At 66.8% G+C, this 24,838-nt stretch carries 25 protein-coding genes; 9 read left to right on the top strand and 16 right to left on the bottom strand.

Features of this window, described 5'->3' with window-relative positions:
* Positions 1-7: 7 nt before the first annotated feature.
* The 7 genes from OPU70_RS00525 to rpsA all read right to left on the bottom strand — a co-directional run bounded on the left by OPU70_RS00525 (position 8) and on the right by rpsA (position 8,226).
* Complete coding sequence (locus tag OPU70_RS00525; protein ID WP_079113069.1) at positions 8-592, bottom strand: CoA-binding protein; 585 nt, start codon at positions 590-592, stop codon at positions 8-10.
* On the bottom strand, positions 589-1,893 hold the full coding sequence (locus tag OPU70_RS00520) for an O-acetylhomoserine aminocarboxypropyltransferase/cysteine synthase family protein (protein ID WP_498557225.1): 1,305 nt from the start codon (positions 1,891-1,893) through the stop codon (positions 589-591). The genes OPU70_RS00525 and OPU70_RS00520 overlap by 4 nt, the downstream gene beginning before the upstream one ends.
* Entirely contained in the window at positions 1,893-3,890 is a 1,998-nt protein-coding gene (gene acs / locus OPU70_RS00515) for an acetate--CoA ligase (RefSeq protein ID WP_498556949.1), read from the bottom strand. Before acs ends, OPU70_RS00520 begins: the two co-directional genes overlap by 1 nt.
* 2 nt (positions 3,891-3,892) lie before the next feature.
* On the bottom strand, positions 3,893-4,747 hold the full coding sequence (locus OPU70_RS00510; RefSeq protein ID WP_052492997.1) for an ABC transporter permease: 855 nt from the start codon (positions 4,745-4,747) through the stop codon (positions 3,893-3,895).
* Positions 4,744-5,790 (bottom strand): aliphatic sulfonate ABC transporter substrate-binding protein, encoded by a 1,047-nt coding sequence (locus OPU70_RS00505; protein WP_498556948.1) that lies wholly within the window; start codon positions 5,788-5,790, stop codon positions 4,744-4,746. The genes OPU70_RS00510 and OPU70_RS00505 overlap by 4 nt, the downstream gene beginning before the upstream one ends.
* On the bottom strand, positions 5,787-6,638 hold the full coding sequence (locus OPU70_RS00500) for an ABC transporter ATP-binding protein (protein ID WP_498556947.1): 852 nt from the start codon (positions 6,636-6,638) through the stop codon (positions 5,787-5,789). The genes OPU70_RS00505 and OPU70_RS00500 overlap by 4 nt, the downstream gene beginning before the upstream one ends.
* Positions 6,639-6,771: 133 nt before the next feature.
* Positions 6,772-8,226, bottom strand: coding sequence for a 30S ribosomal protein S1 (rpsA, locus tag OPU70_RS00495; RefSeq protein ID WP_056377208.1), 1,455 nt, complete (start codon positions 8,224-8,226; stop codon positions 6,772-6,774).
* 204 nt (positions 8,227-8,430) lie between these two features.
* On the opposite strand from rpsA, the gene OPU70_RS00490 reads away from it, so the two are divergent.
* Positions 8,431-9,366 (top strand): 5'-3' exonuclease, encoded by a 936-nt coding sequence (locus OPU70_RS00490; protein ID WP_367819680.1) that lies wholly within the window; start codon positions 8,431-8,433, stop codon positions 9,364-9,366.
* Position 9,367: 1 nt separating this feature from the next.
* Here the strand turns inward: OPU70_RS00490 and OPU70_RS00485 are convergent, their stop codons facing one another.
* Both OPU70_RS00485 and trpD read right to left on the bottom strand, forming a co-directional pair.
* Positions 9,368-10,354 carry a PHP domain-containing protein gene (locus OPU70_RS00485; RefSeq protein ID WP_498556946.1) on the bottom strand — a complete coding sequence of 329 codons (987 nt, stop codon included), beginning with the start codon at positions 10,352-10,354 and terminating at the stop codon, positions 9,368-9,370.
* An 8-nt stretch (positions 10,355-10,362) separates the two neighbouring features.
* Complete coding sequence (gene trpD, locus OPU70_RS00480; RefSeq protein ID WP_042538391.1) at positions 10,363-11,427, bottom strand: anthranilate phosphoribosyltransferase; 1,065 nt, start codon at positions 11,425-11,427, stop codon at positions 10,363-10,365.
* Between the two features lie 192 nt (positions 11,428-11,619).
* Between trpD and ctaE the strand changes: the two genes are divergently transcribed.
* The 7 genes from ctaE to OPU70_RS00445 all read left to right on the top strand — a co-directional run bounded on the left by ctaE (position 11,620) and on the right by OPU70_RS00445 (position 17,533).
* Positions 11,620-12,273 (top strand): aa3-type cytochrome oxidase subunit III, encoded by a 654-nt coding sequence (gene ctaE / locus OPU70_RS00475; protein ID WP_153302215.1) that lies wholly within the window; start codon positions 11,620-11,622, stop codon positions 12,271-12,273.
* Positions 12,274-12,293: 20 nt separating this feature from the next.
* Positions 12,294-13,097 (top strand): cytochrome bc1 complex diheme cytochrome c subunit, encoded by an 804-nt coding sequence (gene qcrC / locus OPU70_RS00470; RefSeq protein WP_079113075.1) that lies wholly within the window; start codon positions 12,294-12,296, stop codon positions 13,095-13,097.
* A 36-nt stretch (positions 13,098-13,133) separates the two neighbouring features.
* On the top strand, positions 13,134-14,210 hold the full coding sequence (qcrA, locus tag OPU70_RS00465; protein WP_042538395.1) for a cytochrome bc1 complex Rieske iron-sulfur subunit: 1,077 nt from the start codon (positions 13,134-13,136) through the stop codon (positions 14,208-14,210).
* Positions 14,207-16,021 carry a cytochrome bc1 complex cytochrome b subunit gene (qcrB, locus tag OPU70_RS00460; RefSeq protein ID WP_056377203.1) on the top strand — a complete coding sequence of 605 codons (1,815 nt, stop codon included), beginning with the start codon at positions 14,207-14,209 and terminating at the stop codon, positions 16,019-16,021. The genes qcrA and qcrB overlap by 4 nt, the downstream gene beginning before the upstream one ends.
* A gap of 95 nt (positions 16,022-16,116) precedes the next feature.
* The gene (locus tag OPU70_RS00455; RefSeq protein ID WP_498556945.1) at positions 16,117-16,530 is read left to right on the top strand and encodes a RidA family protein; all 414 of its coding nucleotides are present in this window, start codon (positions 16,117-16,119) and stop codon (positions 16,528-16,530) included.
* Positions 16,527-17,027 carry a GNAT family N-acetyltransferase gene (locus OPU70_RS00450; RefSeq protein WP_498556944.1) on the top strand — a complete coding sequence of 167 codons (501 nt, stop codon included), beginning with the start codon at positions 16,527-16,529 and terminating at the stop codon, positions 17,025-17,027. The genes OPU70_RS00455 and OPU70_RS00450 overlap by 4 nt, the downstream gene beginning before the upstream one ends.
* Before the next feature lie 86 nt (positions 17,028-17,113).
* Complete coding sequence (locus OPU70_RS00445; protein WP_498556943.1) at positions 17,114-17,533, top strand: rhodanese-like domain-containing protein; 420 nt, start codon at positions 17,114-17,116, stop codon at positions 17,531-17,533.
* 55 nt (positions 17,534-17,588) lie between these two features.
* Here OPU70_RS00445 and OPU70_RS00440 read toward each other — a convergent pair whose 3' ends face one another.
* The 5 genes from OPU70_RS00440 to OPU70_RS00420 form a co-directional block, all read right to left on the bottom strand.
* Entirely contained in the window at positions 17,589-18,023 is a 435-nt protein-coding gene (locus OPU70_RS00440; RefSeq protein ID WP_042538402.1) for a cytochrome c oxidase subunit 4, read from the bottom strand.
* Positions 18,024-18,026: 3 nt separating this feature from the next.
* Entirely contained in the window at positions 18,027-19,760 is a 1,734-nt protein-coding gene (gene ctaD / locus OPU70_RS00435; protein ID WP_042538403.1) for an aa3-type cytochrome oxidase subunit I, read from the bottom strand.
* Positions 19,761-19,763: 3 nt separating this feature from the next.
* Positions 19,764-20,663, bottom strand: a complete 900-nt coding sequence (ctaC, locus tag OPU70_RS00430; protein ID WP_056377194.1) for an aa3-type cytochrome oxidase subunit II — start codon at positions 20,661-20,663, stop codon at positions 19,764-19,766.
* A gap of 96 nt (positions 20,664-20,759) precedes the next feature.
* Complete coding sequence (gene erpA / locus OPU70_RS00425; protein WP_042538408.1) at positions 20,760-21,125, bottom strand: iron-sulfur cluster insertion protein ErpA; 366 nt, start codon at positions 21,123-21,125, stop codon at positions 20,760-20,762.
* Between the two features lie 71 nt (positions 21,126-21,196).
* Positions 21,197-22,618 carry a dipeptidase gene (locus OPU70_RS00420; RefSeq protein WP_498556942.1) on the bottom strand — a complete coding sequence of 474 codons (1,422 nt, stop codon included), beginning with the start codon at positions 22,616-22,618 and terminating at the stop codon, positions 21,197-21,199.
* A gap of 46 nt (positions 22,619-22,664) precedes the next feature.
* Here OPU70_RS00420 and OPU70_RS00415 point away from each other — a divergent pair, with 46 nt between their 5' ends.
* Entirely contained in the window at positions 22,665-23,252 is a 588-nt protein-coding gene (locus tag OPU70_RS00415; protein WP_042538410.1) for a DUF3043 domain-containing protein, read from the top strand.
* A 74-nt stretch (positions 23,253-23,326) separates the two neighbouring features.
* On the opposite strand, the gene OPU70_RS00410 is transcribed toward OPU70_RS00415, so the two are convergent.
* On the bottom strand, positions 23,327-24,349 hold the full coding sequence (locus OPU70_RS00410; protein ID WP_367819664.1) for a quinone-dependent dihydroorotate dehydrogenase: 1,023 nt from the start codon (positions 24,347-24,349) through the stop codon (positions 23,327-23,329).
* Positions 24,350-24,359: 10 nt separating this feature from the next.
* On the bottom strand, positions 24,360-24,830 hold the full coding sequence (nrdR, locus tag OPU70_RS00405; protein WP_498556941.1) for a transcriptional regulator NrdR: 471 nt from the start codon (positions 24,828-24,830) through the stop codon (positions 24,360-24,362).
* Positions 24,831-24,838 lie beyond the last annotated feature (8 nt).

Here is a 24,838-nt window from a genome sequence, read left to right as displayed (position 1 = left end):
GCTCGGGTCATCGCGCCAGCAGCTGCCGACGCGAGCTGATGACCCCGGTGTCGAATCCGGCGAGGTGGAGCCCTCCATGGAACCGGGCATGCTCGATCTTGATGCACCGATCCATCACCACCGAGAGCCCCGCCCCCTCGGCGATCGCGGCGGCATCCTCGTTCCATGAACCCAGCTGCAGCCAGAGCGTGTGCGCGCCGGCCTCGATCGCCTCCTGGGCCACCCCCGGCAGGTCGTCGTGCCGGCGGAACACGTCGACGATGTCGGGCACCACAGGCAGGTCTGCAAGTGAGGCGTAGACCGGCTGTCCGAGGATCTCCGCCTCCCGCGGGTTGACGAGGTACACGTCATACGCGGTGCTGGAGAGCAGATAGGTCGCCACGAAGTACGACGCCCGCGCAGGGTTGTTCGACGCACCGACGATGGCGACGGATCTCGCGCGCCGGAGGATGCTGAAGCGCTCCTGCTGGCCGGGTCCGATCCAGGTGCGGTCGGGCTGCGCCGGCGAGGACCCGGGGAGCGCGCAGGATGCGATGTCCTGCGCAGTCGGAAGCGCGCAGGCCTCGGCGCCCGTGGTCTCGATTCCGCTCATCGGGTCGCTCCTGTCGCTGTCGTGAGGGCCTGATCGAGATCCCAGATGATGTCTTCGGCGTCCTCGAGACCCACCGAGATGCGGATGAGGTCAGGGCGCACGCCCGCGGCGAAGAGCTGCTGTTCCGTGAGCTGACGATGGGTGGTGGATGCCGGATGGATCACGAGCGTGCGCGCATCGCCGATGTTCGCGAGATGGGACGCGAGCTGGAGGTTCTCGATGAGGGTCTCCCCCGCGGCACGGCCGTCATCGGCCTTCACACCGAAGGCGAACACCGACCCAGGGCCGAGCGGCAGGTACTTCGCAGCGCGCTCATGGTGCGGGTGATGAGCCAGGCCCGCCCAGGTCACGTACTCGACCCGGGGGTCCGAGTCGAGCCACTCGGCGACGACCCGCGCGTTCGCGAGGTGCGCGTCGATGCGCTGCGGCAGCGTCTCGACTCCCTGCAGGAGGTTGAACGCCGACTGCGGGCTGAGTGCCGGACCGATGTCGCGAAGCTGCTCGGTGCGGAGCTTGGTGAGGAACCCGTACTCGCCGAAGTTGTCCCACCATTTGATGCCGCCGTAGGACTCGACTGGCTCTGTCATCTGCGGGAACCGTCCGTTGCCCCAGTCGAAGTTGCCCTTCTCGATCACGACGCCGCCGAGTGTGGTGCCGTGGCCCCCGAGGAACTTCGTCACCGAGTGGATGACGATGTCGGCGCCGTGCTCGAGCGGCCGTGCGAGGTACGGAGTGGCGAGGGTCGCGTCGACGACGAGCGGCACACCGGCGGCATGCGCGACCTCCGCGAGGCCTTCGATGTCGGCGATCTCACCCGACGGGTTGCCGATCATCTCCACGTAGACGACCTTGGTCTCGGGGCGGATCGCGGCGGCGTAGTCGGCGGGGTCGGTGGATGCGACGAAGGTCGTCTCCACGCCGAACCGGCGCAGCGTCACGTCGAGCTGCGTCACCGTGCCTCCGTACAGCTGGGCGGAGGCCACCACGTGGTCACCGGCTCCGACGAGCGCGGCGAACGTGATGAACTCCGCGCTCATGCCGGATGCTGTCGCGACCGCACCGATCCCGCCCTCGAGCGATGCCAGCCGTTCCTCGAGCGCAGCGACGGTGGGGTTGCCGATGCGCGAGTAGATGTTGCCGTACTTCTGCAGCGCGAAGAGGTTACCGGCATCCGTCGCATCCTCGAAGACGAAGGAGGTCGTCTGGTAGATCGGCACGGCGCGGGCACCCGTCGCGGCATCGGGAGTGCCGCCGGCGTGGAGAGCCCTCGTGCGAAAGCCGAAGCGGTGTTCTTCCGTCATCATGTCCTCAGTTCAGCGGTCTCGAGCACGGCGGCGATGTCGTCGACGGCCCACGGGTTCTGGAGAGATGTCGTGTCCCCGAGCGGGGCGGGTGCTCGTCCGGCGCGGCGATCCTGCTCGGCCTCCCACAGCTGTGCGAGCAGCCGTCGCATGATCTTGCCGGAGCGCGTCTTGGGGAGGTCGGGGACCACGACGATGTGCTTCGGCTTGGCGACGGGGCCGATCGCCGTGGCGACCTGTCCGCGCAGCTGCGAAGTCGAGACCTCCGCGCGTCCTGATGCGGTGACGAACGCGACCACGGCCTGCCCGGTGACGGGATCGGAGACGCCTGCGGTACCGGCCTCCCCCACCGTGTCGTGGGCCACGAGCGCGGATTCGATCTCGATCGTCGAGAGCCTGTGGCCGGACACGTTCACGACGTCGTCGAGGCGGCCGAGGATCCAGATGTAGCCGTCGGCATCGCGCGTCGCCCCGTCGCCGGCGACATAGTATCCGCCGTGCTCGCCCTGTCCGGCATACGCCGACCAGTACGCATCGCGGTAGCGCTGCGGGTCGCCCCACACGGTCCGCGCCATTCCCGGCCACGGGCGCCGCACCACGAGCGTTCCGGATCTTCCGGGCGCGACCTCATCGCCGTTCGCGTCGACGACGGTCGCGTCGATCCCGGGCAGCGGCATGGATGCAGAGCCGGGCTTGAGCGTCGTCACTCCCGGAAGAGGCGCGATCATCGCTGCTCCGGTCTCGGACTGCCACCAGGTGTCGACCACCGGGAGCTCGTCGCGCCCGAAGTTGCGACGGAACCAGATCCAGGCTTCGGGGTTGATCGCTTCCCCGACCGTTCCGAGCAGACGCAGCGTCGAGAGGTCGTGCCCCTGCGGCAGCTCTGCGCCGAACCACGTCATGAAGGTGCGGATGAGCGTGGGTGCGGTGTAGTAGACGGTCACGCCGTAGCGCTCGATGATCTCGAGATGGCGTTCGCGGTTCGGCGCGTCCGGCGTCCCCTCGTAGATGACCTGCGTCAGCCCGTTCGAGAGCGGGCCGTAGATCTCGTATGTGTGGGCCGTCACCCACGCGAGGTCCGCCGTGCACCAGTGCACGTCGTCGGGTTTCGCGTCGAAGTGCGCCCAGTGCGCCCAACTCGCGTGCGTGAGGTACCCGCCCGAGGTGTGGACGAGCCCCTTCGGCTTCCCCGTGGTGCCTGACGTGTAGATGATGAAGAGCGGATGCTCGGCATCGAATGCGTCGGGCTCATGCCGGGAGGAGGCGGTGTCGACGACGTCGTGCCACCACACGTCGCGCCCTTCCGTCCACGGGACGTCCTGTCCGGTACGCCGGAGCACGACGACGTGCTCGAGGTCGGGAAGATCCGCGGCAGCGGTGTCGGCCGTCGACTTGACCTCGGTGGCGGTGCCCCGGCGGAACTGGCCGTCGCTCGTCACGAGCAGCTTTGCGCCGGTGTCCGCGAGCCGGAACCGCACCGCCTCGGCGGAGAACCCGCCGAACACCAGTGAGTGCACGGCTCCGACGCGCGCGCAGGCGAGGGTGATCACGACCGTCTCGATCAGCACCGGGAGGTAGATGACGACGCGGTCGCCCGGTCGGATGCCGAGTGCGATGAGCGCGTTGGCCGCACGCGAGACCCTGTCCTGGAGGTCGGAGTATGTCACGGCGATGCGGTCGCCCGGCTCGCCCTCGAAGTGCAGCGCGACCTTGTCGCCGCGCCCGGCCTCGACGTGGCGGTCGACGCAGTTGTACGCGACGTTGAGCTGTCCGCCGACGAACCATCGTGCGGCGGGAACCGCATCCCCCACGGGCGGATCCCATTCGTGAGCCGTGTGCCAGGGCTCGGCCCAGTCGAGCCGCTCGGCCGCCTGCTCCCAGAACAGTGTCGGGTCGGACGCCGCCCGCGCGTACGCCTCAGCAGTCACGTTCGCTGTCGCGGCGAACCCGGCAGGCGCCGAGTAGGTGCGGATCTCATGCAGACGAGCTTCCGTCACGGTCACACCCACCGTCTGAGCAGATACTTCTCGACCAGCACGAGAAGAGCGTTCGTGATCGTGCCGAGAAGCGCGAGCAGGACGATCGACAGGATGATCCTGTCGACGCGTCCGCTGTTCTGCGAGTCCGTGAGCAGGAACCCGAGCCCCATCGACGAGGCGATGAGCTCCGCGGCGACGAGGAACAGCCAGGCCTGCGCGAGAGCGAGTCGGAGACCTGCGACGACCGACGGCACGACAGCGGGCAGCTGCACGGTGCGGAACAGCGACCATCCGCGGAGGCTGAACGAGCGCCCGGCCTCGACCAGGAGTGGATCGACATGGCGGAGCGCCGACGCGACCGTGGTGTAGACGGGGAAGAAGGCGCCGATCGCGATCAGCGTCACCTTCGACTCCTCACCGATCTGCATCCAGAGGATGAGCAGCGGCACCCAGGCCAGGGACGGGACCGCACGGACTGCCGAGAGCGTCGGGCTGAGCAGCACGTCGCCTATCCTCGAGAGCCCGACGATCCCCGCGATCGCGAGTCCGATCACTGATCCGATCGCGAAGCCGAGCAGCACGCGCTGCACCGAGATCGCGATGTGCGTCCAGAGCAGCCCCCGCTCGGCCAGCTCGACACCGGCAGCGAAGACGGATTCCGGAGACGGCAGCAGGTAGGGCGCGACGACTCCGGTGGTCGTCACGACCTGCCACGCGATGAGGATGAGGACAGGCAGCAGGAACCCGCCAGCGATCCGCACTGCCGGACGGTCCCACGCATGCCGCGCGCCCACCTCGGGCCGCCGACGGACACCTCGAGCGGCGTCGAGCGCCTCACGCGCGTCGGCGGGGACCACCACCGTCTGGTCGGTCACTCGCCTCCGACCGCCTTCTCTGCGAAGGTGGCGTTCACGATCGAGTCCAGCGCCTTGTCGACCGAGTCCTCGCCGCCCTGGACATCACCGGAGTCGACGAGCACGGGAGCGATCTTCTCGAGCACCGCGACCTGGTCGTCTCCTGGGATGCCGCTCACATCGAGGTTCGAGCGTTCGGTGATGACGGTCTTCGCGACCTCGATGTCGATGCCCGCGACCTCGGCCAGCAGCGCGGCCGTCTCGTCGGGGTTCTCGAGCGCCCACTCGCGCGCCTGCTCGTACGCATCGACGACGGCCTGGGCGAGGTCGGCGTGGTTCTCGATGAAGTCCTCGGTGGCGTTCAGGAATCCGTAGGTGTTGAAGTCGACGTTGCGATAGATGAGCTGGTCGCCCGACTCCACCTCGGCTGCGGCCATGATCGGGTCGAGTCCGGCCCAGGCGTCGACCGAACCGCCGTCGAGCGCTGCACGTCCGTCGGCGTGCTGGAGGTTCTGCACCTCGACGTCGTCGACCGAGAGTCCTGCTTCCTCGAGGGACTGCAGCAGGAAGAAATAGGGGTCCGTGCCCTTCGTCGCAGCGACCGACTTGCCCGCGAGATCCTCGACCGAGGTGATGTCGCTGTCGGGTCCGACGACGATCGCCGACCACTCCGGCTGCGAGAAGATGTCGATGACCTGAATGGGCGATCCGTTCGCACGGGCGAGGAGCGCGGCGGAACCCGCGGTCGATCCCACATCGATCGAGCCGGAGCGCAGCAGCTCGTTGGCCTTGTTGGAGCCGGCGGACTGCACCCACTCGACGTCGACGTCGTCACCCAGGATCTCCTCGAGGATGCCCTGGTCGCGGATCACGAGGCTCAGGGGGTTGTAAGTGGCGAAGTCGATCGACAGGGTGTCGGAAGACCACTCGCCGGCCGCGGCGGCGTCATTCTTCGACGCGTCGGAGGCCGTGGCGTTCTCACCGGCGACGCACCCGGTGGCGACGAGCATCATCGTCCCGGCGACAGCGATCGCAGGGATGATTCGGCGGGTGATGGTGCTCATCGGGTCTCCTCGGTGGCAGTGCGGTGGTGGGTGTCGACGCCGAGTCCTTCGAGGAGCTCGGCGCGGAGGTCCGCGAGACCGCGATCGGCGCGGTCGCGGGGGCGGATGCCCGGCACGGTGATCGTGCGCACGATCGAGCGCGCATCCGTGCCGGCGTCGGCGTCGAGTGTGCGCAGCAGCAGCACGCGGTCAGCCAAGTAGAGGGCCTCTTCGACATCGTGCGTGACGAGGAGGACGGTGGTGGGTTCTGCCGCGTGGATCTTCAGCAGCAGATCGTGCATCCGCAGGCGGGTGAGGGCGTCGAGCGCGCCGAACGGCTCATCCAGCAGCAGCACTCCGGGGTTCCGAGCGAGGGCGCGTGCGAGCGAGGCACGCTGCGCCATACCGCCTGACACTTCGCGCGGGCGCTGATCAGCTGCCTGTTCGAGGCCGACCAGTTCGAGCAGCTCGCGCACGCGTTCGCGACCGTCTCGGCGTGCCGTGCCCCGCGGAAGGCCGAGCTCGACGTTCTGCGAGATCGTCCTCCAGGGCAGAAGCCGTGGCTCCTGGAAAGCGACAGCGGTGCGCTCATCGACGTCCGCGATACCCGAGTCATCGAGCAGGATGCTGCCGCTGGAGGGCGCGTCCAGTCCGCCGATGAGGCGCAGGAGAGTCGACTTGCCGCATCCCGAGGGTCCGACGACGGCGATGATCTCGCCGGCCGCCACCTCGATGTCGACTCCGCGGAGAACATCGCGGCGTCCTCGCCCGATCGGAAAGCTCCGCCCGACCTCTCGCAACCGCACGGACTGCGCCGTGCGGTCGTCGACCGACGCGTCGACGCGCGGGTGTGCGAGCAGGGATGTCATATCCCCATGCTGGCGGGGCCCGCGCAATGTTACGAATGCCGCCGTAATGTTCGGTCACGTAGCCGCCACAGGCGACGACGACGCAGAACGGGCCGCCATCCCGAAGGATGACGGCCCGTTCAGAGCGTGATGCTTAAGCGTTGCCGCCCGAGAGCTTCTCGCGCAGAGCGGCGAGAGCCTCGTCGTCAGCGAGCGTGCCCGCGCCTGCGACCTCGCTCGAGAAGACCTGGCCGCCGAAGTCGTCGCCAGCGGCCGCCTCGGCCTCGGCTGCCTTGGCAACCTGAGCCTTGTGGGCCTCCCAGCGAGCCTGGGCTGCAGCGTACTCCTGCTCCCATGCCTCGCGCTGGGTGTCGAAGCCTTCCTTCCACGCACCGGTCTCGGGGTCGAAGCCCTCCGGGTACTTGTACTCGCCGGCCTCGTCGTACTCGGCGAGCATGCCGTAGAGCGCCGGGTCGAACTCGGTGCCGTTGACGTCGACGGCCTCGTTCGCCTGCTTCAGCGAGAGCGAGATGCGGCGACGCTCGAGGTCGATGTCGATGACCTTGACGAAGACCTCTTCGCCGACCGACACGACCTGCTCGGCCAGCTCGACGTGCTTGCTGGAGAGCTCGGAGATGTGGACGAGGCCCTCGATGCCGTCTGCGACGCGAACGAACGCACCGAACGGAACGAGCTTGGTGACCTTACCCGGCGTGACCTGACCGATCGCGTGGGTGCGGGCGAAGACCTGCCACGGGTCCTCCTGCGTCGCCTTCAGCGACAGGGAGACGCGCTCGCGGTCGAGGTCGACCTCGAGGATCTCGACGGTGACCTCCTGGCCGACCTCGACGACCTCGGAGGCGTGCTCGATGTGCTTCCAGGACAGCTCGGAGACGTGCACGAGGCCGTCCACGCCGCCCAGGTCGACGAACGCACCGAAGTTGACGATCGACGACACGACACCCTTGCGGACCTGACCCTTGTGGAGGTTGTTCAGGAACGTGGTGCGCGACTCCGACTGCGTCTGCTCGAGCAGCGCACGGCGGCTGAGCACGACGTTGTTGCGGTTCTTGTCGAGCTCGAGGATCTTGGCCTCGATCTCCTGGCCGAGGTACGGCGTGAGGTCGCGGACGCGGCGCAGCTCGATGAGCGAGGCCGGCAGGAAGCCACGGAGACCGATGTCGACAATGAGTCCACCCTTGACGACCTCGATGACCGTTCCGGTGACGACGCCGTCGTTCTCCTTGATCTTCTCGACGTCTCCCCAGGCGCGCTCGTACTGCGCACGCTTCTTGGAGAGGATCAGACGGCCTTCCTTGTCCTCCTTCTGGAGAACCAGGGCCTCGACCTCGTCGCCGACCTTGACGACCTCGTTGGGGTCGACGTCGTGCTTGATCGAGAGCTCGCGCGAGGGGATGACACCCTCGGTCTTGTATCCGACGTCGAGGAGGACCTCATCGCGGTCGATCTTGACGATCGTTCCCTCGATGATGTCGCCGTCGTTGAAGAACTTCAGGGTCTTCTCGACCGCGGCCAGGAAGTCTTCAGCAGATCCGATGTCATTGATCGCGACCTGCTTGGTGGCCGGGGCGGTCGTTGCGGTAGTCATGTAGTGGGTTGTCCTTGTGAATGGAGACTCGGGCTGAGCGCTCCGGCCGCGCACGGCCGACGATGAGCTCTGCAGCGATGGATTTGGTTTTCGACACCAGGGCATGCATAGACACGCCACGAGTGACAATCAAGGCTATCAGATCACGGGGCGATATGACGGACTCGATAACATCCTCGCTCGGCGCGCTGACAGACTGTCTCCATGCCCCGCGCCGACAAGCTTCTTCTGCTCGACACCGCAAGCCTCTACTTCCGCGCCTTCTACGGAGTGCCCGACAAGGTCACGGCCCCCGACGGGTCTCCCATCAACGCCGCGCGAGGGCTGCTCGACATCATCGCGAAGCTGGTCACCCTGTACGAGCCGACCCACGTGGTCGCATGCTGGGACGACGACTGGCGGCCCCAGTGGCGCGTCGACCTGATCCCCAGCTACAAGGAGCATCGAGTCGTCGAGGTCGTCACCGCCGGTCCCGACGTCGAAGAGGTCCCGGATCCGCTCGAGGCGCAGATCCCTCTGATCCGTCAGACGCTCGGAGCGCTCGGCATCCCGATCATCGGGGTCGCCGAGCACGAGGCCGATGACGTCATCGGCACCCTCGCGACGCACGCGACCATGCCTGTCGACATCGTCACAGGCGATCGGGATCTGTTCCAGCTCGTCGACGACTCGAGGAACATCCGCGTCATCTACACGGCTCGGGGCATGAGCAACCTCGAGATCGTCACGGATGCCGTCGTGGTGGCGAAGTACGGCGTGCTGCCCAGCCAGTACGCCGACTTCGCGACGATGCGCGGCGACGCCTCCGACGGACTGCCCGGCGTCGCAGGCGTCGGAGAGAAGACAGCAGCCACTCTCCTCCAGGCCCATGGCGATCTGGTGGGCATCCGAGAGGCGGCCGCAGCCGGCGAGGGCATGAGCGCCGGCGTTCGCGCGAAGATCCTCGCCGCGGCGGACTACCTCGATGTCGCCCCGACCGTGGTAGCCGTGGCGCCCGACCTCGACATCGCGGTGCCGAGCGACGCACTCCGTCCGCTCGACCCGTCCGAGGTCGATGCTGCGACCGCGCTCGCGGAGAAGTGGAACCTCGGAGGCTCGATGACCCGCGCCGTGGCCGCGATCGCGACGATCGAGGGCTGACTCAGCTCGCCCAGGCGAGCAGCCGGTCGAGTCCCCAGGTGGTGACGATCCTCGATGCGGGGACGCCGGCTCGCTCCGCCCGTTCCGCACCGTGATCGAGCAGCGAGAGCTGACCCGGTGCGTGCGCGTCCGAATCGATCGAGAACAGGCAGCCCGCCTGCAACGCGATCGCGATCAGCTCGTCGGGCGGATCCTGACGTTCGGGCCGGGAGTTGATCTCGACAGCCACTCCGTTCTCCGCGCACGCCGCGAAGACCGCTGCTGCATCGAACTGCGATTCAGGGCGAGTGCCGCGTTCGCCCTGCACGAGGCGGCCCGTGCAATGGCCGAGGACGTTGACCCGCGGGTGCGAGACAGCCGCGATCATGCGAGCCGTCATCGGCCTCGCGTCCATGCGCAGTTTGGAATGCACGGACGCGACGACGATGTCGAGCTCGCCCAGCAGCGCGTCGTCCTGGTCGAGGGCGCCGTCTTCGAGGATGTCGACCTCGATGCCGGCGAGGAGCGTGAATCCGTCCCCCGTCTCGGCACGCACCAGCGGGATCTGCTCGCGCAGCCGTTCGGGTGAGAGCCCTCGGGCGACCCTGAGGCGCGGTGAGTGGTCGGTGATCGCCTGGTACTCGTGTCCGAGCGCTCGCGCAGCCGCCGCCATGACGGGGATGGGCGTCGTCCCGTCCGACCAATCCGTATGCGCGTGCAGATCGCCCCGCAGCTTCGCTCTCAGCTCCGAGACCCGCTCCGGCTCGACATCGCCGCGCAGCTCGACGAGATAGCCGGGCACTTCTCCGCTCTGCGCCTGCCGGATGACCGCGAACGTCGACTCGCCGATCCCCTTCGCCGCACGCAGCCTCATAGGATCTGCGCGCACGTCCTCCGGCAGCTGCTGCAAGGTCGCCGCGGCCTGGCGGAAGGCCTTCGCCCGATATCGGGATGCCCGTTCGCGCTCGAGCAGCGAGGCGATCTCGAGCAGAGCGGCTACGGGATCCATCGTGGTGTCTACGCCGACGCGAGCTCGCGGCTCACGCCGATCCACTCATCGAGCTTGGCGATCGCGCGGCCGTCGTCGACCGCGGCAGCCGCTCGCTCGTATCCCTCGCGCAGACGCTCGAGGATGGGGCGCTGCACCTGCGTCGCATCCTGCGAGAGCTCGAACGCGACGATACCCGCAGCGGCGTTGAGCAGGACGATGTCTCGCACGGCTCCCGTCTCGCCGTCGAGCGTCCTGCGCAGCACGGCGGCGTTGTGATCGGGGGTCCCGCCGATCAGATCCGCGAGGTCCGCGATCGGGATGCCGAGGTCCCGCGGGTCGAGGTCGTGCTCGTGGATGTCACCGCGCGTGACCTCCCAGATGCGACTGTGCCCCGTGGTGGTCAACTCGTCGAGCCCGTCGTCTCCGCGGAACACCAGCGCCGTCGCGCCTCGAGTGCGGAACACACCCGTGATGAGGGGGACACGCTCGAGCTGAGCCACACCGACGGCGTTCGCCTCCGCGCGAGCCGGGTTGCACAGCGGGCCGAGCATGTTGAAGACGGTGGGGACGCCGAGTTCGGCCCGGACAGCCCCCGCGTGCTTGAACCCCGGGTGGAAGGCACCGGCCCACGCGAACGTGATGCCTGTGCGGTCGAGGATCGACGAGACGGCTGCAGGATCGAGGGTGAGTTCCAGCCCGAGTGCGCTCAGCACGTCGGACGACCCCGAGGCCGAGCTGGCAGCACGGTTCCCGTGCTTGACGACCGGGATGCCGGTGGCGCCGATGATGACCGCGGCGGTCGTCGAGACGTTGACCGTGCCGACACGGTCGCCGCCGGTGCCGACGATGTCGAGGACGTCGGGCGACACGGGCAGCGGGACGGCCGCCTCGAGGATGGCGTCGCGGAAGCCGACGATCTCGTCGATCGTCTCCCCCTTGGCCCGGAGAGCGACGAGGAAGCCGGCGAGCTGAGCCTGGGTCACGTCGCCGCGCATGATCTGGCGCATGGCCCAGGTGGACTCCCAGACGCTGAGATCACGACGCTCCAGAAGAGTGGTGAGCACGTCGGACCAGGTCAGGGAATCAGCCATGTGTGCGATCCTATCGGCGCCGGGAAAACGTGCAGACTCTTCCGAACCACGACTCGAAGTTCGACCATCCCTCGTTTCCCGCGTATTCACCGAGGATTCGCAGCGTTTTCTTAGGGTTGCCTAAGTCGCCTGAGGGCGAAACCGGGGCCTCCGGTGCGAGAATCATCCCCGCGGATCGGCCATAATGGAAGGGTGACGACCTCAGCGACGTATGCCCCGGCGGCAAGAACGATCAAGCGCCCCAACCCGGTAGCTGTCGGCACCATTGTGTGGCTCGGCAGTGAGGTGATGTTCTTCGCGGGACTCTTCGCGATCTACTTCACGCTCCGCAGCACCTCCCCCGAGCTCTGGGCCGACCGCACCGAACTGCTGAACGTGCCGTTCGCGTTCGTGAACACGGCGATCCTCGTGCTCTCCTCGTTCACCTGCCAGATGGGCGTGTTCGCGGCGGAGGACCTGCAGCCGTACCGCATCGCCAAGGGGCAGAAGAACGGCGCAGGCCGTCGCCGCCTGTTCGGGTGGGGCATGGTCGAGTGGTTCTTCCTCACCTTCGCACTCGGCGCGATCTTCGTCTCCGGGCAGGTGTGGGAGTACGCACAGCTCGTCGCAGAGGGCCTGCCGATCAGCGCCGACTCGTACGCGTCCGCGTTCTACATCACCACCGGCTTCCACGCCCTGCACGTCACCGGCGGTCTGATCGCGTTCCTCCTCGTCATCGGGCGTGCATACGCCGTCAAGAATTTCCGGCACAAAGAGGCGACGTCCTCGATCGTGGTGTCCTACTACTGGCACTTCGTCGACGTCGTCTGGATCGTGCTGTTCGTCGTTATCTACTTCCTGAAATAAGAGCGGAGCTGATCCCCGAGATGGCACGAGAGAAGAAGCGCCGTTCGAATGGCCGTCGCAGCCCACTGGCTGCGGCAGCCCTCATCGGAGCAGGCCTCATGATCACCGGCGCGGTATACGCCGGCACATCCGCAGCCTTCGCTGCGACCGACACCCAGACCACTGCTGCGACCACGCTCACGGTCGAGGACGGCGAGAAGCTGTTCACGGCGAACTGCGCCACCTGCCACGGTCTCGACATGCAGGGCACGGCGAACGGACCGAGCCTCTACGGCGTCGGCGAGCTCGCAGTCGAGTTCCAGATGTCGACGGGTCGCATGCCCCTGCAGATGCAGGGACCGCAGGCACCCCAGAAGGAGCCGCAGTTCACCGAGGAGCAGATCCTCGCGATCTCGTCCTTCGTGCAGGCATCTGCTCCTGGTCCGACCTTCCCCGAGGACCACATCCTCGACGGCGGCGGAGATGTCGCCAACGGCGCAGAGCTGTTCCGCGTGAACTGCGCGATGTGCCACAACGTGGCGGCAGCCGGTGGAGCACTCACCGAGGGCAAGTACGCCCCGGCACTGACCGAGACCAGCGCGCTGCACATGTACGCCGCCATGGTCACGGGCCCCCAGAACATGCCCGTCTTCGGCGACATGAACCTGTCGGACGAAGACAAGCGCGACATCATCTCGGCTCTGCTCTACCAGCAGCAGTCCGTGCAGATCGGCGGTTTCTCGCTCGGTTCGCTCGGTCCCGTCTCCGAGGGCCTGTTCGTCTGGATCTTCGGAATCGGCGCGCTCGTCGCCATCACCGTGTGGATCACGGCGAAGTCCAACTGACGCTTATTCATCGAAGAGGAACGTACGAGGAGCACCATGGCACACGACGACGACTCGCAGGCTCTTGACAGGGCCTACCAGCCCTCTCCAGGGCTGGGTGTCGCAGTCAGCGATCCCGTGCAGAACCCGGGGCTGCCGCCGCACCGCGCGCGGATGACCGACAAGGACCCGCGCGCTGAGAAGGCTGCAGAGCGCACGGTCTACACGCTGTTCTATCTCTCGCTGGCAGGAAGCATCTGGGCGGTCGCCGCCTACATGCTCTTCCCCATCGAGAGCGGCGCGCTCATCGACATCCGTCAGAACAATCTCTTCATCGGTCTGGGCATCGCACTGGCGCTGCTCTCGATCGGCATCGGCGCGATCCACTGGTCCAAGGCGCTGATGAGCGACAAGGAGCACATCGAGCACCGCCACCCCACCCGGGGCAAGGACTCGACGCGAGAGGCGGTCGTCGAGGCCTTCGCCACGGCGAACGAGGAGTCCGGATTCGGACGACGCACGATGATCCGCAACTCGCTGTTCGCGGCGATCGTGGCCTCGATCATCCCCGGGGTCACGCTCTTCCGCGGTCTCGCTCCGCACAGCACGCCGGACGACCCCACCGCGGGCGACCCGGTGACGCTGCTGAAGCACACCATGTGGGAGAAGGGTCAGCGCCTCGTCCGCGACCCCGACGGCACGCCGATCCGCGCGGCCGATGTCACCCTCGGATCCGCGTTCCACGTGATCCCGGAGGACCTCGCCGAGCTCAGCCACCACGACGGCTACCTCGAGGAGAAGGCGAAGGCCATCGTGCTGATGATGCGCCTGCGCCCCGAGCAGCTCATCGAGGCCGAGGACCGCAAGGACTGGTCGTACGACGGCATCGTCGCGTACTCGAAGGTCTGCACGCACGTCGGATGCCCCGTGGCACTGTACGAGCAGCAGACCCACCACCTCCTCTGCCCCTGTCACCAGTCGCAGTTCGACGTCACGGATCACGCCAAGGTCATCTTCGGACCGGCCGCACGTCCGCTGCCGCAGCTGCCCATCACCGTCGACGACGAGGGCTACCTCGTCGCACGCAGTGACTTCACCGAGCCCGTCGGCCCGAGCTTCTGGGAGCGCCATTGAGCACCGCAACGCTGTCCAAAGAGGACAAGGACAACAAGGCGCCTCTCGGCGGTCGATTCGTCGGCGCCGCGTCGAACTACATCGATGAGCGCACCAGCATCTCCGGCTTCGTCAAGGAGCTCGGCCGCAAGATCTTCCCCGACCACTGGTCGTTCATGCTGGGTGAGATCGCGCTGTGGAGCTTCGTCGTCGTGTTCCTCTCCGGAACCTTCCTGACCTTCTTCTTCCAGGCCTCCATGGTCGAGACGCACTACACGGGCGCCTACGCCCCGATGCGCGGAATCGAGATGTCGGCGGCGCTCGAGTCGTCGCTGCACATCTCGTTCGACCTCCGTGGTGGCCTCCTGGTGCGCCAGATCCACCACTGGGCCGCACTCGTCTTCGTGGCCGGCATCGGCGTGCACATGCTGCGCGTCTTCTTCACCGGTGCGTTCCGCAAGCCCCGCGAGCTCAACTGGGTGATCGGCTTCGTGCTGTTCGTCCTCGCCATGGCCGAGGGCTTCACGGGATACTCCCTTCCCGACGACCTGCTCTCGGGCAACGGTCTGCGCATCATCGACGGAATGATCAAGGGCATCCCGCTGATCGGCACCTGGACCTCGTTCCTCCTCTTCGGCGGCGAGTTCCCCGGCACCGACATCGTCGGACGCCTGTACACGCTGCACATCCTGCTGCTTCCGCTGCTGGTGATCGGCCTCATCGCCGTGCACCTGATGCTGATGATCGTCAACAAGCACACGCAGTTCGCCGGCCCCGGCCGCACGAACGACAACGTCGTCGGCTACCCGATGATGCCCGTGTACATGTCGAAGATGGGCGGCTACCTGTTCATCGTCTTCGGCACGATCGTGCTGATCGCGACGTTCTTCCAGATCAACCCGATCTGGAACTACGGCCCGTACGACCCCTCCCCCGTCTCGGCCGGCACGCAGCCTGACTGGTACATCGGATTCGCCGACGGCGCTCTGCGACTCGCTCCGTCGAACCTCGATGTGGTCTTCCTCGATCACACCTGGTCCTTCGGCATCCTGCTGCCGCTGGTCGTCCTCGGTCTGTTCATCGTGCTCGTAGCGATCTACCCGTTCATCGAGGCCTGGGTCACGGGCGACAAGCGCGAGCACCACATCGCTCAGCGCCCGCGCAACGCGGCGACCCGGACCGCCATCGGCGTGGCCGGAGTCGTCTTCTACGCCGTCCTGTGGGCTGCAGCATCGTCCGACCTCATCGCGACGCACTTCATGCTCACGATGGAGGGCGTGATCCACGCGCTTCAGGCGCTGCTGTTCGTCGGACCGGTTCTCGGCTACTTCATCGCCAAGCGCATCGCGATCGCTCTGCAGAAGAAGGACCGCGAGATCGTCCTGCACGGCTTCGAGTCCGGCCGCATCGTCCGCCTTCCCGGCGGCGAGTTCATCGAGGTCCACCAGCCCGTCGACAAGTACGACCGCTGGAAGCTCATCGATGTCGACGGCTACGAGCCGCTGGTCGTGCGTCCGAATGCGAAGGGACGCATCTCGTGGACTGAGAACCTGCGCTCCTCCATCTCGCGTTGGTTCTTCGAAGATCGTCTCGCTCCGCTGACGCAGGCCGAGATCGAGGCTGCAGATGCGCACCAGCATCACGTGACCGCCCAGAACGACGAGACCGAAGCGGCCGAGATCCAGGGCGCTCACGAGCGCGCAGGCGTCCCGGATGCCCCGATCACCGTCAGCGAGACCCACGTCGATGAGACGGCGAACACCCCCAGCACGGTCATCTCGACCGAGCCGGTGAAGAAGCCTCGCAAGAAGAAGTCCGAGGACAGCGAGTAAGACCGCCGGTTCTCGCCCGAAAAGGCCCTGTTCGATCTCGGACAGGGCCTTTTCGCATCCGGTCGCCGTTCATGTGCACATGGCAGGATCGTGACATGAGCTCAGCAGTCCAACTCATCCGTTCCGCCGACCTCGCCGCAGCACCCTATGCATATGCGGCGACCGCCCCAGCCGGCTCCCGCCTCATCTTCCTCGCGGGTGCATGCCCCCTCGAAGACGACGGCTCGACGACCGCCCCCGGCGATTATGCCGCACAGGCTGCACGCTGCGTAGAGACCCTCGACATCGCCCTGCATGCCAGCGGCGCCACGCTTTCGGACATCATCAGCACGCGCGTACTCGTCGCCTCGTCGTCCCAGGCTGATCTGGTCACGGCCTGGGATGTCATCCACGACGCCTTCGGCGACCATGACGCACCGAGCACACTCCTGGGCGTCACCGTGCTCGGGTACGACCACCAGCTGGTGGAGATCGAAGCGATCGCGGCAGTCGCGGAGGATGCACGGTGAGCGATGTCATCCGGCCGGCCGTCGTTGAGGACGCGGAGATCCTGCACGCCATCGAGATGCAGGCCGACGCGCTCCTGGTCGACCGCCTGGGGGCGCCGGAGTGGCCGCCCGCAGGCGATGGCGCTGAACGACTCGCAGCTCCGGGGTTCGTGCTCGTGTTGGAAGACTCGAGCGGCTCCCCCGTCGGCTTCGTGCACGTCCTCGATGCCGACGGCCACGCGCACCTCGAGCAGCTCTCCGTGCTTCCGACCTCCGGACGCCAGGGGTTCGGGCGTCGACTCGTCAGCGCCGCTCTGGAGGCCGCACGCGAGCATGGCTATAGCCGCATGACTCTGCGGACGTACGCGGAGATCCCCTGGAACGCTCCGTTCTACTCGTCGTGCGGGTTTCTCGAGAGCATCCCCGAGACTCCGTTCCAGCGCGGCCTCGTGGACACCGAGACCTCTCTCGGTCTCGATCGATACGGACGCCGGGTGCAGATGACGGTCGAGCTCTGAGACGCCACGTCGACATTGGCGGAATCCGGTCTGTCGTCGTCGGGAAGACGACGGCAGGTGCCCGCGCGTCTTCCTAGGCTGGGGAGATGATCGATCGCACTGAGTATTACGCCGCCAAACTCGCCTACGAGACCGACGCGAGTGACGTGTACGCCGCTCTCCGGGCCGAGGACGGCATCGTCATCATCGATGTCCGTTCCGACAAGGCCTGGGCTCAGGGACGCGTCGCAGGTGCCACGCATATGCACTACAGCGAGATAGCGGATCGCGCGCCGGCCGAGATACCGGCCGGCTCCGCCGTCGTGGTCTACTGCTGGAGTCCGGGGTGCAACGCGGGCGCGAAGGGCGCTCTCGAGTTCGCGAAGCTCGGGTATGCCGTTCGGGAGATGATCGGCGGGTTCGAGTACTGGGTCAGGGAGGGCTATCCCGTGGAGGATGCCGACGGCGTTCACCGCCGCCCTGTCGACCCCCTGACCGGCATCGCCCGGATCCGCTCGCGAGCATAGCCCCGACATGCAGAAGGCCCCCGGGAGGGAATCCCAGGGGCCTTCTCGCTGTATGTCAGCGGGCGAAGTTCCCGCGGTAGTACTCGTAGACCCAGCCGACGATCGCGACCACGAAGATCGCCAGGCCGATCGGGAGCAGGAAGTGCCCGACGGCGAGACCCACCACGAAGACGCCGGCGGATCCGGCGAGCACGATCGGCCACCAGGACCAGGGGCTGAACTCACCCAGTTCGGGGTCGCCGTCGTCGATGTCGCTCGTGAGGATGTCCTCAGGCAGCTCGCCGTTCTGAGCCTTGTGCGTGCGGTCGAGGTAGAAGGCGATCATCGCGCCCATGAACGCGGCGAAGAACAGCGCCACGGTGCCGACCCACTCGATGCGCTCGGCGAAGTTGTCCGACGGCGTGGCGAGGATGTGCCAGCCGGTGTAGACGACTCCGACCAGTGCGAAGAAGGCGGTCAGGACCCACCAGAGGATGACGTTGTCGCGCATGGCTCAGTGGCCCTCTCGCTCGCCGGGTGCGGCCGGTGTGAACTCCGCCGCCTCCGGGTGGTTCAGGTCGAATGCAGGACGCTCGCTGCGGATGCGCGGGATCGACGTGAAGTTGTGGCGCGGCGGCGGGCAGGAGGTCGCCCACTCGAGCGAAGCTCCATAGCCCCACGGGTCGTTGACCGTGACCTTGGGCGCCTTGCGAGCCGTGATCCAGACGTTCAGGAAGAACGGCAGCATGGACGCGCCGAGGATGATCGCACCGATCGTCGAGACCTGGTTCTGCCAGGTCCAGCCGTCAGCCGCCGAGTAGTCGGCGTAGCGACGCACCATGCCGTCGACACCCAGCCAGTGCTGGATGAGGAACGTCATGTGGAAGCCGATGAACAGCATCCAGAAGTGCACGTAGCCGAGACGCTCGTTGAGCATGCGTCCTGTCCACTTCGGCCACCAGAAGTAGAAGCCGGCGAACATCGCGAACACCACGGTGCCGAAGACGACGTAGTGGAAGTGCGCGACGACGAAGTACGAGTCGGAGAGTGCGAAGTCGAGGGGCGGAGCCGCGAGGATCACGCCGGTCAGACCACCGAAGACGAACGACACCAGGAAGCCGAGCGCGAACACCATCGGCGTCTCGAACGTCACGGACCCACGCCAGAGGGTGCCGATCCAGTTGAAGATCTTCACACCCGTCGGCACCGCGATGAGCATGGTCATCAGGGCGAAGAACGGCAGCAGGACCGAGCCGGTCACGTACATGTGGTGCGCCCACACGGCGACGGACAGCGCGGCGATGGCGATCGTCGCGTAGACGAGCGTCTTGTACCCGAAGATCGGCTTGCGGCTGAAGACCGGGAAGATCTCCGACACGATTCCGAAGAACGGCAGGGCGATGATGTACACCTCAGGGTGACCGAAGAACCAGAAGAGGTGCTGCCAGAGCAGAACACCGCCGTTCGCCGGGTCGTAGATGTGAGCGCCGAGGATGCGGTCCGCGGCTGCAGCGAAGATCGCCGCTGCGAGGACGGGGAACGCCATGAGGATCAGAAGGCTCGTGATGAGCGTGTTCCACGAGAAGATCGGCATACGCCACATCGTCATTCCGGGAGCACGCATCGTGATCACGGTGGTGATGAAGTTCACCGCGCCGAGGATCGTTCCGAAGCCGGAGATTCCGAGTCCGACCATCCAGAGGTTTCCACCTGCACCCGGCGAGAACGACGCGCTGGCGAGCGGCTGGTAGGCGAACCAGCCGAACGACGCAGCGCCCTGCGGGGTGAGGAAGCCGGCGACCGCGATGGTCGAGCCGAACAGGAAGAGCCAGAAGGCGAAGGCGTTCAGACGCGGGAACGCCACATCCGGTGCACCGAGCTGAAGCGGCAGGATCGCGTTCGCGAAGCCGGCGAAGAGCGGCGTCGCGAACATGAGGAGCATGATCGTGCCGTGCATCGTGAAGAGCTGGTTGTACTGCTCCTTGGTCGGGATGATCTGCATCCCGGGAGCGAACAGCTCTGCGCGGATGACGAGGGCCATCACGCCGCCGAGGAGGAAGAACAGCACCGAGGCGATGAGGTACATGTACCCGATCGTCTTGTGGTCGGTGGAGGTGATCCACTTGACGACGATGTTGCCCTTCTGCTCGACGCGCGACGTGCTCATGAGAGCAGCCTGGCGTGCGGGCAGAGTGGTGGGTCGAGAGCGAGGGGCCTCGTCGGTGCGGGGGGCTTCAGTGGTCGACATGGCTTACTCCTCTCCTTCCTCGGAGGTCGGGGCGGTGGTCCCGGGGTAGTTCGACAGACGGTCGTAGGCGTCCGTGATGTCTCCGGTGTTGCCTTCCTCCTCGAGAGTCTGGAGGTAGGCGTCGTACTCGTCCTGCTCGACGACCTTGACGTTGAAGAGCATCATCGAGTGGTACTCGCCGCACAGTTCGGCGCACTTGCCGGCGTACTCGCCGACACGGGTCGGGATGAAGGACCAGGAGTTGTCCTTCCCGATGTACATGTCCTTCTTGTAGAGGAAGTCGATGATCCAGAAGGAGTGGATGACGTCGCGAGACTGGAGGTTGATCGTGACCTTCTGGTCGACCGGCAGCACCAGGGTGGGCAGCTGCGCCTGGTCGATGTTGCCGTCCGCATCGGGCTGAGCCTGGATTCCCATGGTCCAGACGGCGTCGGAGTTGTCTTCCTCTTCGCCGTCGTACTGGAAGTCCCACGCCCACTGCTTGGCGATCGCCGTGATCTCGACGTCGGGCTCGTCCCACTTCGCCTCGATCGCCGACTGGTCACGGGCCGTGAAGAAGAACATTCCCAGCACGAGGATCAGCGGCACGACCGTGTAGAAGATCTCGATCGGCATGTTGTAGCGCATCTGCACGGGCAGACCCGTCTGGCCCTTGCGGCGGCGGTAGGCGATCGCGGCCCAGGCCATCAGGCCCCAGGTGATCACGCCGACGGCGAGCAGGACGATCCACGAGTTGACCCAGAGCGACGACACGCGCTCGGTCTGGTTGGTGGCCGCAGGCTCACCCTCCACGAAGCCCGGGAGGTAACCGTTCAGCTCAGTGGCAGTACATCCCGCCAGGGCCACGGCTGCCGCTACTCCCAGGGGGAGAGCGGCCCAACGAAGGCGGCGTTTCGAGGGCACGATGCACCTTTCAGATTGCGGACAGGGCACACCCAAGTCTAGGGCAACCTCACACCTGATTCATGCCAACCACGCAGGTTGGCGGAGGGGTCCGGGTCAGTGGAAGCTGTCTCCGCAGGCGCAGCTGCCCGCGGCGTTGGGGTTGTCGATCGTGAAGCCCTGCTCGGAGATCGTGTCCTTGAAATCGATGGATGCGCCATCGAGGTACGGGACGCTCATGTTGTCGATGATGACCTCGACGCCGTCGAAGTCGACGGTCTCGTCCCCCTCGAGGAACCGCTCGTCGAAGTACAGCTGGTAGATCAGGCCGGAGCATCCGCCGGGCTGGACGGCGACGCGCAGACGCAGGTCGTCACGGCCCTCCTGCTCGAGGAGGTTCTTCACCTTGATCGCCGCGGCGTCGGTCAGCTTCACGCCGTGCGCCTGGGTGGTCTCTGCTGAGGTCAGTGTGGTGTCGCTCATGTCGCTCCTTCGGACGGGCCGTGCTCGCACGGCTGGTAACTCGATTTTACCCTCAGCCTCGCCGATCGGGCTCAGATGATGATGTCGTTCATCCGCGAGAGCAGCAGGGCCTCGGTCGCCACGGCGTGGCGGAACGTGTCGAGATGCAGGGATTCGTTGGGGCTGTGGGCACGCGAGTGCGGGTCCTCGACGCCGGTCACGAGGATCTGCGCATCGGGGAACTCCCGCACGAGGTCGGCGATGAACGGGATCGATCCGCCGACGCCGAGATCGACAGGGGCGACGCCGTAGCCGTCCCGCATGGCGTCGCGGGTGAGCGCGACGGCCCAGCCACTGGTGTCGACGAGGAAGCCGTTGCCGAGATCGACGTCCGAGAACGTCAGCTCCGCGCCGTACGGCGCGTTCGCTCGCAGATGCGCCTCGAGAGCGGCATACGCGTCCTCACCGGTCTGACCAGGCGCGACGCGCGCGCTCACGACGACCGTCACCTCGGGAAGAAGGGTGTTCGACGCCGCCGCGACACTGGTCGCATCGATTCCGATGACGGTCACAGCGGGCTTGTTCCAGATCCGGCTGAGGATGCTGCCGCCGCCGATCGGCGAGGTGCCGGGCAGAAGGCCCGCTTCGTCCCGAAGCGTCTCCTCGGTGTATTCGGGAGTGGGCGCATCGCGCTCGGTCATCCCCTCGACCGCGACAGAGCCGTCTTCGTTCCAGAGCGTGGAGAGCATCTTGACCGTGGCCATCATCGCGTCGGGGACGGCTCCCCCGAACATCCCCGAGTGCGATGCGTGGTCGAGCGTGCGCACGCGCACGGTGAATCGTGCGTTGCCGCGGAGCGAGACCGTGAGGCCGGGAGTCACCGAGTCCCAGTTTCCCGAGTCCGCGACCACGATGGCATCCGCACGCAGCGCCTCCTTGTTGTCGGAGAGGAACTGCGCGAAGGAACGGGAACCGTACTCCTCTTCGCCCTCGATGAACATCGCGATGCCCAGTTCCAGATCGTCGCCGACGACCTCGGCGACCGCACGGATCGAAGCGATGTGCGCCATGATGCCCGCCTTGTCGTCCGCAGCGCCTCGACCGTAGAGACGTCCGCCGCGGACGGTGGGCTCGAACGGCGGCGTCTCCCACAGCGCGTCGTCACCCGGAGGCTGTACGTCGTGGTGCGCGTAGAGCAGGATCGTCGGCTTGCCGTTGCGCGCTGCGCGCGTCGCGAGCACCGCCGGCTGCCCGTGCTCGTCGGTGCCGGGGATCGCGGCACGGAGAACGCGCACGTCGTCGAAGACCCCGGTTTCCGTGGCCAGTGCCGCGACTGCTTCGGAGCTGCGTTCGAGCTGCGTCTGATCGAACGCAGGCCATGCCATGCCGGGGATGCGGACGAGCGCGCCCAGGTCGCTCAGCGCCGCGGGAAACCCCGTCGAGACCGCCTCGAGGACGGCGGGCTCGCGTTCGCTGGACAGATTCTGGTCGCCGGGCTGGGCAGGAGATGTCATGCGAGTAATCTTAAGGTGATCCGCCTTCACTGAACCGAGGAACCTCGTGGCCACTACCCCTGTCCCCCCTTCGACGAATGACGACGCCCCCGAGACGACTGCGTCGGGCAAGGGACGCGCGACGCCGACCCGGGCCGAGCAGGAGGCGGCGCGCCGTCGGCCTCTGGTCGCGAACACCAAAGAGGCGAAGGCCGCTGCACGCGCAGAGCTCAACGAACGACGCAACCGCGCACAGGCCGGCCTGGCTGCCGGCGAGGAGAAGTACCTCCCGGCTCGCGACAAGGGGCCACAGCGCCGGTGGGTCCGCGACTACGTCGACGCCGGCTGGCACCCGGCCGAATTCGTCATGGGTGTCATGGTGCTCGTCATCCTGATCTCGCTTCTGCCCGCGAACCTCGCCATCGGCGGATTCGCCATCGCCGGCTGGGCATACCTGGTCATGATGGCGTACCTGATCCTCGCGATCGGCGGCATGGTGCTGCTGGGGATGCGCGTCAAGCGCAAGATCGCCGCGAAGTTCGGCAAGGAGCGCATGGAGCGCGGCCTCGGCTGGTACGCCGCGATGCGGTCGCTGCAGATGCGGTTCATGCGTCTGCCCAAGCCTCAGGTGAAGCGCGGTGACTACCCCGCCTGATCCTCAGATCTTCCCGAGAGGCGTCTCCTGCTCCCCGAGCACGAGGCGCCTCTCGCTTTCGTGCATGCGGCGACTCAGCGCGCGACGAGGCCCCGGTTGATCTCGCGCCCCCAGAAGGGACCGCGGTACAGGAAGGCCGTATAGCCCTGCACGAGCGTCGCTCCGGCTTCGAGCCGCTCCTGCACGTCGGACGGCGTCTCCACTCCCCCGACGGCGATCACGCAGAACTCCTCGGGCACAGCCGAGCGCACGAGCCGCAGCACCTGCAGGGAACGCTCCTTGAGCGGCGCGCCGGAGAGTCCGCCCGCTCCGATCTGCGCGACCGTGTCCGCATCCGTCGTGAGGCCGTCCCGGCTCACGGTGGTGTTGTGAGCGATGATGCCGGCCAGCCCTTCATCGACTGCGAGGTTCGCGATGGCGACGATCTCCTCGTCGGAGAGATCGGGGGCGATCTTGACGAGCAGCGGAGTCTCACCGGATGCTGCGCGCACCGCTCTGAGCAGCGGAGCCAGTGTCTCGACGGCCTGAAGCCCCCGAAGACCGGGGGTGTTCGGAGAGGAGACGTTGACGGCCAGATAGTCCGCGAGTGGCGCGAGCCTCGTCGCCGACGCCACATAATCGGCGGTGGCGTTCTCGACATCGACGACCCGGCTCTTGCCGATGTTCACGCCGATGACCGTGTCGGGTGCTCCGCGCCGCAGTCGCGCGAGTCGCCGGGCTGCGGCATCTGCACCCTCGTTGTTGAACCCCATGCGGTTGATGACCGCTCGATCGGCGATGAGGCGGAACAGCCGGGGCTTCGGGTTTCCGTCCTGAGGGATCGCAGTGACGGTGCCGACCTCGACATGCCCGAAGCCGAGCGCAGCGAGACCGCGCACGCCGACGGCGTTCTTGTCGAAACCGGCCGCGATCCCGAAGGGCGAGGAGAACGTCAATCCGAGGGCCTGCACCTGCAGCGACGGGTCGGGCTTCGTCAGAGCACGCGTCGCCCAGGAGAAGGGCGGCGCCCCGAGCACGCGAATCACCGCCATCCCGGCGTGGTGGGCGAACTCAGGGTCGAAGCGCGACAGGACAGCGCGAAAGAGCAGCGGATACATCCCTGCCAGATTACCGGTCGACGGACTCCGGCTCGACGTGGTCGGCGCGAAGATCGGTGATCGCGCTCTCGAAGTCCTCGAGCGAGTCGAAGGCCTGATACACGCTCGCGAAGCGCAGGTATGCGACCTCGTCGAGGTCGCGGAGAGGTCCGAGGATCGCCAAGCCGATCTCGTTCGTGTCGAGCTGGGAGACACCCGTCTGTCGGACGGCCTCCTCCACCCGCTGAGCGAGGATCGCCAGATCGGCTTCGGTGACGGGCCGGCCCTGACAGGCCTTGCGCACGCCCGAGATCACCTTCTCTCGGCTGAACGACTCCATGACACCGGATCTCTTGATCACGTTGAGGCTCGCCGTCTCCGTCGTCGTGAAACGACCTCCGCACTCGGGGCACTGACGTCTACGACGGATCGAGAGACCGTCATCACTGGTGCGCGAATCGATGACCCGAGAGTCCGAGTGACGGCAGAAGGGGCAGTGCATCTGACCGA

This window comes from Microbacterium sp. SWDP-B6 (genome assembly GCF_059803615.1).
Note: the sequence above shows the minus strand (reverse complement) of the source record. Positions and strands in the feature narration are given on the sequence as shown.

What these genes read in the sequence shown, in the direction of transcription:
- OPU70_RS00525 (WP_079113069.1), bottom strand. Translation starts at nt 592, where the DNA reads ATGAGCGGAATCGAGACCACGGGCGCCGAGGCCTGCGCGCTTCCGACT.
- OPU70_RS00520 (WP_498557225.1), bottom strand. Translation starts at nt 1,893, where the DNA reads ATGACGGAAGAACACCGCTTCGGCTTTCGCACGAGGGCTCTCCACGCC.
- OPU70_RS00505 (WP_498556948.1), bottom strand. Translation starts at nt 5,790, where the DNA reads ATGAGCACCATCACCCGCCGAATCATCCCTGCGATCGCTGTCGCCGGG.
- OPU70_RS00500 (WP_498556947.1), bottom strand. Translation starts at nt 6,638, where the DNA reads ATGACATCCCTGCTCGCACACCCGCGCGTCGACGCGTCGGTCGACGAC.
- rpsA (WP_056377208.1), bottom strand. Translation starts at nt 8,226, where the DNA reads ATGACTACCGCAACGACCGCCCCGGCCACCAAGCAGGTCGCGATCAAT.
- OPU70_RS00490 (WP_367819680.1), top strand. Translation starts at nt 8,431, where the DNA reads ATGCCCCGCGCCGACAAGCTTCTTCTGCTCGACACCGCAAGCCTCTAC.
- OPU70_RS00485 (WP_498556946.1), bottom strand. Translation starts at nt 10,354, where the DNA reads ATGGATCCCGTAGCCGCTCTGCTCGAGATCGCCTCGCTGCTCGAGCGC.
- trpD (WP_042538391.1), bottom strand. Translation starts at nt 11,427, where the DNA reads ATGGCTGATTCCCTGACCTGGTCCGACGTGCTCACCACTCTTCTGGAG.
- qcrC (WP_079113075.1), top strand. Translation starts at nt 12,294, where the DNA reads ATGGCACGAGAGAAGAAGCGCCGTTCGAATGGCCGTCGCAGCCCACTG.
- qcrA (WP_042538395.1), top strand. Translation starts at nt 13,134, where the DNA reads ATGGCACACGACGACGACTCGCAGGCTCTTGACAGGGCCTACCAGCCC.
- OPU70_RS00455 (WP_498556945.1), top strand. Translation starts at nt 16,117, where the DNA reads ATGAGCTCAGCAGTCCAACTCATCCGTTCCGCCGACCTCGCCGCAGCA.
- OPU70_RS00445 (WP_498556943.1), top strand. Translation starts at nt 17,114, where the DNA reads ATGATCGATCGCACTGAGTATTACGCCGCCAAACTCGCCTACGAGACC.
- OPU70_RS00440 (WP_042538402.1), bottom strand. Translation starts at nt 18,023, where the DNA reads ATGCGCGACAACGTCATCCTCTGGTGGGTCCTGACCGCCTTCTTCGCA.
- ctaD (WP_042538403.1), bottom strand. Translation starts at nt 19,760, where the DNA reads ATGTCGACCACTGAAGCCCCCCGCACCGACGAGGCCCCTCGCTCTCGA.
- erpA (WP_042538408.1), bottom strand. Translation starts at nt 21,125, where the DNA reads ATGAGCGACACCACACTGACCTCAGCAGAGACCACCCAGGCGCACGGC.
- OPU70_RS00420 (WP_498556942.1), bottom strand. Translation starts at nt 22,618, where the DNA reads ATGACATCTCCTGCCCAGCCCGGCGACCAGAATCTGTCCAGCGAACGC.
- OPU70_RS00410 (WP_367819664.1), bottom strand. Translation starts at nt 24,349, where the DNA reads ATGTATCCGCTGCTCTTTCGCGCTGTCCTGTCGCGCTTCGACCCTGAG.
- nrdR (WP_498556941.1), bottom strand. Translation starts at nt 24,830, where the DNA reads ATGCACTGCCCCTTCTGCCGTCACTCGGACTCTCGGGTCATCGATTCG.